At 40.6% G+C, this 6,702-nt stretch carries 6 protein-coding genes; 5 read left to right on the top strand and 1 reads right to left on the bottom strand.

What is annotated here, in order from left to right; all coding sequences use genetic code 11:
- Positions 1–53: 53 nt before the first annotated feature.
- The gene (locus tag QUB66_RS29305) at positions 54–176 is read right to left on the bottom strand and encodes a hypothetical protein (RefSeq protein WP_332971309.1); all 123 of its coding nucleotides are present in this window, start codon (positions 174–176) and stop codon (positions 54–56) included.
- A gap of 31 nt (positions 177–207) precedes the next feature.
- Between QUB66_RS29305 and QUB66_RS29300 the strand changes: the two genes are divergently transcribed.
- The 5 genes from QUB66_RS29300 to QUB66_RS29280 all read left to right on the top strand — a co-directional run bounded on the left by QUB66_RS29300 (position 208) and on the right by QUB66_RS29280 (position 6,608).
- Positions 208–999 (top strand): alpha-1,2-fucosyltransferase, encoded by a 792-nt coding sequence (locus QUB66_RS29300; protein ID WP_332971308.1) that lies wholly within the window; start codon positions 208–210, stop codon positions 997–999.
- 17 nt (positions 1,000–1,016) lie between these two features.
- Positions 1,017–1,853, top strand: coding sequence for a hypothetical protein (locus tag QUB66_RS29295; RefSeq protein WP_332970750.1), 837 nt, complete (start codon positions 1,017–1,019; stop codon positions 1,851–1,853).
- 289 nt (positions 1,854–2,142) lie between these two features.
- Positions 2,143–3,294: a glycosyltransferase family 4 protein gene (locus QUB66_RS29290; RefSeq protein WP_265235346.1), complete on the top strand. Its 1,152-nt coding sequence runs from the start codon at positions 2,143–2,145 to the stop codon at positions 3,292–3,294.
- A 92-nt stretch (positions 3,295–3,386) separates the two neighbouring features.
- Positions 3,387–5,390 (top strand): ABC transporter ATP-binding protein, encoded by a 2,004-nt coding sequence (locus QUB66_RS29285; RefSeq protein WP_265235345.1) that lies wholly within the window; start codon positions 3,387–3,389, stop codon positions 5,388–5,390.
- A gap of 18 nt (positions 5,391–5,408) precedes the next feature.
- Positions 5,409–6,608 (top strand): glycosyltransferase family 4 protein, encoded by a 1,200-nt coding sequence (locus QUB66_RS29280; protein WP_332970751.1) that lies wholly within the window; start codon positions 5,409–5,411, stop codon positions 6,606–6,608.
- The last annotated feature ends 94 nt before the right edge of the window (positions 6,609–6,702 follow it).

The raw sequence follows: 6,702 nt of genomic DNA, 5'->3' as shown, positions 1-6,702 counted from the left end.
AGACATGACATATCATGTGAATGACTACAATACTTTATTATCATATCAGCTACTCAACCAGAATGAAATAGCCCTGTGCTAATAATATCTGCTAAATCGGGACAACTCGGAAACCGACTGCTACTTTTTGCTAATTTCATTGCTTGGGCGATCGAGCATAATTTGATTGTTCTCAATCCTGCTTTTGACGAATATGCAGAATTCTTTGTGGGAACCGCTGGTGATTTTTTGTGTTGTTATCCTCCTCCATATTTTACCGCAGCAGGTAACAAGCTTGTTAGAAGCAAATATTACAAATTAGTTAAGTATTTAAGCAACAAAAAAACATTAAATACGCAAAAAATAACCCGACAACAACCTTTTAGTTGGCTCAAATATCAGGAAATTGAACAAATCAAGCACGGTTCAATTATTTTTTTTCAAGGCTGGCTATTTCGAGATGGCTGGTTTGTAGAAGATCTGCCCAAGTTACACAAGTACGCCGACCCGATTAGAGCATACTTTACACCATTAGAGCGATATAGAATCAATGTAGATCGTTTGATATTAAATTTAAAAAATAATTCTGATATGCTCGTGGGAATTCACATCCGCCAAGGGGATTATGCTGAGCATCAAAAGGGGAGATACTTTTACACAACTGAGCAATATTTAAAATTCATGAATTCTATGGTAAGGCTATTTGAAGGAAAAAAAATCAAGTTTTTGATTTGTTCTAATATTCCACAAAATCTGAGTTTATTTGATAATTTTAACTGTGGATTTGGCAGTGGTCATTTAATTGAAGATATGTATGCTTTGGCTGAGTGCGACTATGTTGTCGGGCCACCTAGCAGTTATACTATGTGGGCTTCTTTTTATGGAGATAAACCTCTTTACATGATCCGCAATGTCAATAAAACAATTAACCTGAAAGATTTTGTACATTTTTATGAATGGCAAGGAATTTTTCACGATCGAGATGACTGGAGTGAGAGCTTTTGGGAGTGGACACACTGAGGTAAATAAGTAAATCAATGAATTCAAATAAATTAGCAGTCAAGGGATTTATCACTATATTAACTGGTCTTTACTCTTTCCAGGATTGCGTTCATTTTTTGGCGTCTGTCAGGAAGTTTCACCGCGAACCCATTATTATTTTAATAGATAGAGTCCCTCAATTTTTATATCCTTTACTTCTGCTGTTTGGAAATGTCATATTGAAACCTGCACCGTCTCACGAAAATCCGGTTTTAGCGTCGCGGCAAGCTAAGCTGGCTTTGTACGGGGAATCTTTATTTGAGAAAACTATTTATATGGATTGTGATATTTGTTTGCTGTCGCCAATTGATGAGGTGTTTGATCTTCTTGATGGGGTGGATTTGTTGGTGACTGAAGATGTGCAGCCGGCGATTGCTAAAGCTGCAAATTTATTAAGAGTCAAGCAGGATATTCTGTCAACTTTGCAGTCTGTCGGCTTGCCGCTAAATGAAAATAGCATTCAATACAATGGCGGATTTATCGCTTTTACGAAAAGCAGTAAAACTCAGGAATTGTTTATAAACTTTAAGAAATATTTCGACATGGTAGTGGCGCATCAAAATGTGCTACTATTGAAAGACCAGGGAGCTTTTGCGGCGGCTGTTGAATCGGTGAAACCGAAAATGACAACTTTGTCCCCGGTTTACAATTACTTGGATAAGTGGAAAGATGTTTATGCGATCGACAAACCGATTAAAGTAATGCACTGCACTTATCCTTACCGCCCTCAGTACGCGAAGAACGTGACGCGATCGCTCTTGACTAGAATAGTCGATCGCACTGCTAAAATATTTTTACCAAATCAACTTAACAATCCCTGGCGTTTTAAATAATTAAAGTTTGTTGGTAAACTGCATCAAAAACAACAAAAATTAGCCCAAAATAAAAAAAATTAGCCTCAACATATCAGAAAATATATCTAAAAATTCACCTAGGAGAATTATTGATCGAGTGAATAACAGTTCTGGATTCATCACTTTTTTTTGCCAAAATACTTCCTTGCTGCCCTTTGTCCTAGTTAAAAACCCGGTTTCTTTGGTCGGGAGTGCGTGACTACCCATCGCCTTGACAAAAGCTCGGTTAAGTAGGAAAATCAAACAAATGTTATAAACAAAATACTCAGTGAAAGTTTCATTAGTAGTGAGCGATTTGTCAGGAGCAGGTGCAATTCGTGCTTTTTTATTAGCTCAAGTCCTGATAGAGCTTCAATGTGATGTAGAAGTTGTTGGATTTCAGTTTGGCAAGGAATTGTATGCTATTCCTCCCCGAAATATCCGGGTATGTGCGATACCTGGTAACAATTATCCGGGGTTTTTGAGGGATGCTCAAAAACTTTGGAAAAAAATAGATGGGGATATTATTTATGCAGTCAAACCTAAACCTACAAGTTTTGGGTTATCACTGCTAAAAAAACTGACGACTCGCCACTTTCTAATTTTAGATATAGATGACTGGGAACTGAGCTGGTACGGCGGAGATGAATGGAAATACCGTCCTTCTTTCAAACAACTTTATCGAGATATTTTTAAACACAACGGTCAATTGAGAGAACCAGATAATCCGCTCTATCTCAAGTGGATGGAAAGTCTCATCCACCGTGCTAATGCAGTCACCGTTCATACTGAGTTTTTAAAACAGCGTTTTGGTGGTGTATATTTGCCGAATGGTAAGGATACTGTAATGTTCGACCCTGCTAAATACAATCCTGAATTGAGCAGACAGCGTTACGGCTTGTCCGGGTATAGAGTTCTGATGTTTCCGGGGGCACCGCGACCTCATAAAGGCGTGGAGGATGTTTTGATGGCGCTTGAACAGTTAAATGAGCCCGATTTAAAATTAGCGATCGTCGGCGGGAGTCCTTATGATGATTATGATGATAAACTTGTGAAACAATGGGGGCGTTGGATTATTAAACTGCCAAGGTTTCCAGTGGAGACGATGCCGTCGGTTGTAGCGGCGGCTCATGTTGTCGTTGTTCCTCAGCGAGAAACTCTCACAGCCGTGGCTCAGTTTCCGCTCAAGTTGACAGATGGCATGGCAATGGCTAAGCCTGTTTTGTCTACGCGAGTGGGGGATATTCCAACAATTTTAGGGGGAACGGGTTATTTAGTCGATCCGAGTTCTCCCGCTCAAATTTCACAAAAAATTCAATGGATATTTCAAAATTTGACAGCGGCTAATTTACAAGGAATGAAAGCTCGGGAAAGATGTATGAAAAAATATAGTATTCAAGCAATGAAACCGATTCTTTCAGATATAATCGCAGGTCTGTAAATGTTATTTTAAAACCACTCACGGGAGGAAGAAAAACTGTCTGTTATTAAAGAATATTTTGAGATGCCGTACTGTTTAGCTGGGAATGCTTCATGTCTGCAAATAAGCTACTCCTAAAATTTGCCAGACGATATCCCGGCAGGATTCTCTTAACTGTGATGCTGGGCTTTTCTGGCGCTTTATTTAACGGTATCAGCACTACTCTGATTGTACCAGTGCTTTTAAGTTTTTTAGAGGAAGCTATCGAGCTGCGTGGTGCTCCACCTCTAATTAAAACTTTGATGTATCCCTTTGAGGGAATGCCCGGAAATCAGCGTTTAATGCTGATGACCGGGGCGGTTGTGCTGGCAATTTTTTTAAAAAATGTTGCGAGTTATATCAATACTTTAGTAGCTACTTCTCTGACCCGCTCTCTGACTTTTGATTTGCGAGACGCAGGTTTGCGGTTGTTGTTAGAAGTAGATTTAGATTTTTACTCTAAAACTAAAGTCGGGGATTTAATTAATAGATTAGGCGGAGAGATTGGTCGGACTGCTAGTGCAGTTGGTACGGCCATCGGAATGTTTACTACCTCAATCACGGTTTTGGTTTTTGTGGGTCTGCTACTTTCTATCTCGTGGAAACTGACGGTGACAGCTACAGTTTTGCTGGCGTTAGTTGCTTGGACAAATCAATATATTATTAACCGTTCCAAGCATTTTGGCCACCTTCTTTCTGAAATGTCGAAAGATTATTCGGTTAGGGTGTTGGAAACGATTACAGGGATTCGGCTGGTTAAGTCAACGGGGAACGAGGAAAGGGAGTATCAGCGGATCAAGCATTTAATTCAAAGGCGAGAACAAGCGGATTTTCAGGCTCAGGTAAATTATGCGGCGATCGCCCCAATTAACGAAGTTGTTAATTTGATAGTTATAATTTTGATTGTATTTATAGGTCGCACAATATTTGCGAATGAGATAGAGTCTATTGCTACAATTTTATTAACCTATTTATTGGTACTGTTTCGATTAATCCCTTTAATTTCACAGTTGAATAGCGGGCGCAGTCAATTTGCTAATACGTCGGCTAGTGTAGAGGTGGTTAATGATTTTTTGAGCTGCGATGACAAGCCGTTTATGCTGAACGGTTCTGTGCCTTACACTCATTTGCGATCGGGAATCAGTTTTAATAAAATATCTTTTAGTTATCCGAATCACAAAAGTTTAGTCCTTCAAGGAATTGATTTATTTCTACCTTGCGGCACTACTTTGGCTTTGGTAGGAACTTCGGGTTCTGGGAAGTCAACTTTGGCAGATTTATTGCCGAGATTTTACGATCCTACAGAAGGTAATATCTCGATAGATGGCACGGATTTGCGCGAATTCGATCTAAAAAGTCTCAGAAAAGCGATGGGTATTGTTAGCCAAGATACGTTTTTATTTAATGCTTCTGTGCGCGAAAATATTGCTTACGCTAAGCCCCAAGCGACTGAGGCAGAAATTGTGCAAGCGGCACAGGGGGCGAATGCTTATGAGTTTATCGAACTGTTGCCGGAGGGGTTGGATACTCAAATTGGCGATCGCGGTGTGATATTATCGGGAGGGCAGCGTCAGAGAATTTCTATTGCTAGAGCTTTGCTGCAAAACCCGGAAATTTTGATTTTAGATGAGGCTACGAGTTCGTTGGATACGGTTTCGGAAAGGTATGTGCAATCGGCGATCGAGAAACTGAGTTGCGATCGCACAACCTTAGTGATCGCCCACCGCCTCTCCACAGTCCAAAAAGCCGACAAAATCGCCGTAATCGATCGCGGGCAAGTAGTAGAAATTGGCTCCCACGAAGAATTGCTCGCCAAGGGAGGTTACTACACTCGCTTGTATTCAATGCAATTTGCCGAAGAAACCGCTCGTGATGAAGCTTTAATTAGAGGTTCTTACGAAATTCGCACTCGCCTGACTCCGATGATAGCTTACCTGAAATTGCTAGTAGATGAAATGGTTGATTCTCCCGAAGAAAGAGATGAGTTAATCAGAGAATCATATCATTCGGCTGCTAATATTTTCACGACTTTAGAATTTATAGAAAGTACGATTAAGCGTCAGACAGTTAACAAGTAGAAAATCAGTTAAAAATCCATGTCTAAATATTATGTATTTTTTACCAGAAATACTTTACCGCAACCCAATGTAGCCAGCTTAGTTCAAGTTACCAACTCTGCCAATGCCGCCGCAAATCTCGGTTATCCAGCAGTTTTGGTATACCTCCGCAAAGGCTGGAGTGCTTTGAATCCGGTTGATTTGCTTTTTCCTTTTAGACCGAGAAAACCGGACGATCAACTTGCCAAAATTTACAATCTTCAGGAACAGCTAAAAGTAGCAGATTTGCCCGTACCGTGGCCGATCGACTTTTGGGACAGCAAGTGGACGAGTGCGAGTACAATAGTTTCAAAATACTATTTACCGATTCACCTGCTTAAATCGACAAAAATTGTCCACAGCCGCGACTGGAACTTTGTCAAAGCTGCCATCAAAAATGGAATTCCCGCTATCTACGAACAACATCACCATGAAAATAAGAAGTTTGAGCCGGAAATTGTTTGCAATCCTTTATTTCAAATTGCTGTAACTGTTGCTGATACTGTGCGACATACCATGATTGAGAATGGGATGCCAGCGGAAAAAGTCATTATGCTGCACAATGGTTTTAACCAGTTGTTTTTGGTGAGACAAACAGTCGCAGCGGAGAATTGGCGACAGCAATTATTAGCCGATGATAGGCAGTATTTAGCAGTTTACGCGGGCGGACTTTACCAATTTAAAGGTGTGGATATGTTGGTGGATGTGGCGCGGGAGTTGCCGGAAGTTCAATTTGCGATCGCCGGTGGTGACTCATCCCAAGTAACAGCATACCAGCAGCTAGCCACAGACAAGCAGGTCAAGAACATCAATTTTCTCGGCTACCTGCCTCAAAATCAACTAGCCAGCTTGCTGCAAGCGGCGGATGTTTTGACTCACCCTCACTGTCAGACAGAGGCTGCAACATTCACATCTCCTTTAAAATTCTTTGATTATATGGCATCGGGAACTCCAATTATAGCCACAGAAATTGCATCTTTAATGGAATTCAAATCTGGAAAAATAGCTGCAATTTGGTGCGAACCGGATAACCCATATAGGTTTGCGCAAAGCATTCGAGATAGTTTAGCCAAATATCCGAGGAGGAGCGAAGGTTATGCAGAAACATTAGATTTTGTCAAGCAGTTTTCTTGGGAAAATAGAATAGAGAAAATTTTGAGTTATGTGGATGCGGATGTGCGATCGCAAATTATTTGTTAGATAAGAGTCGGCGGTTTAAAGAGACTGTTGGCGAATGTCTGAGGGGTTTCACCCCTCAGACATTCGCCGTCCTGAATAGGCAGAATGATTGTGT

Origin of the sequence: Microcoleus sp. A2-C3 (genome assembly GCF_036706065.1) — a bacterium.
In the GTDB taxonomy this organism is placed as follows: domain Bacteria; phylum Cyanobacteriota; class Cyanobacteriia; order Cyanobacteriales; family Microcoleaceae; genus Microcoleus.
This window is presented reverse-complemented; position numbering and strand designations above follow the sequence as displayed.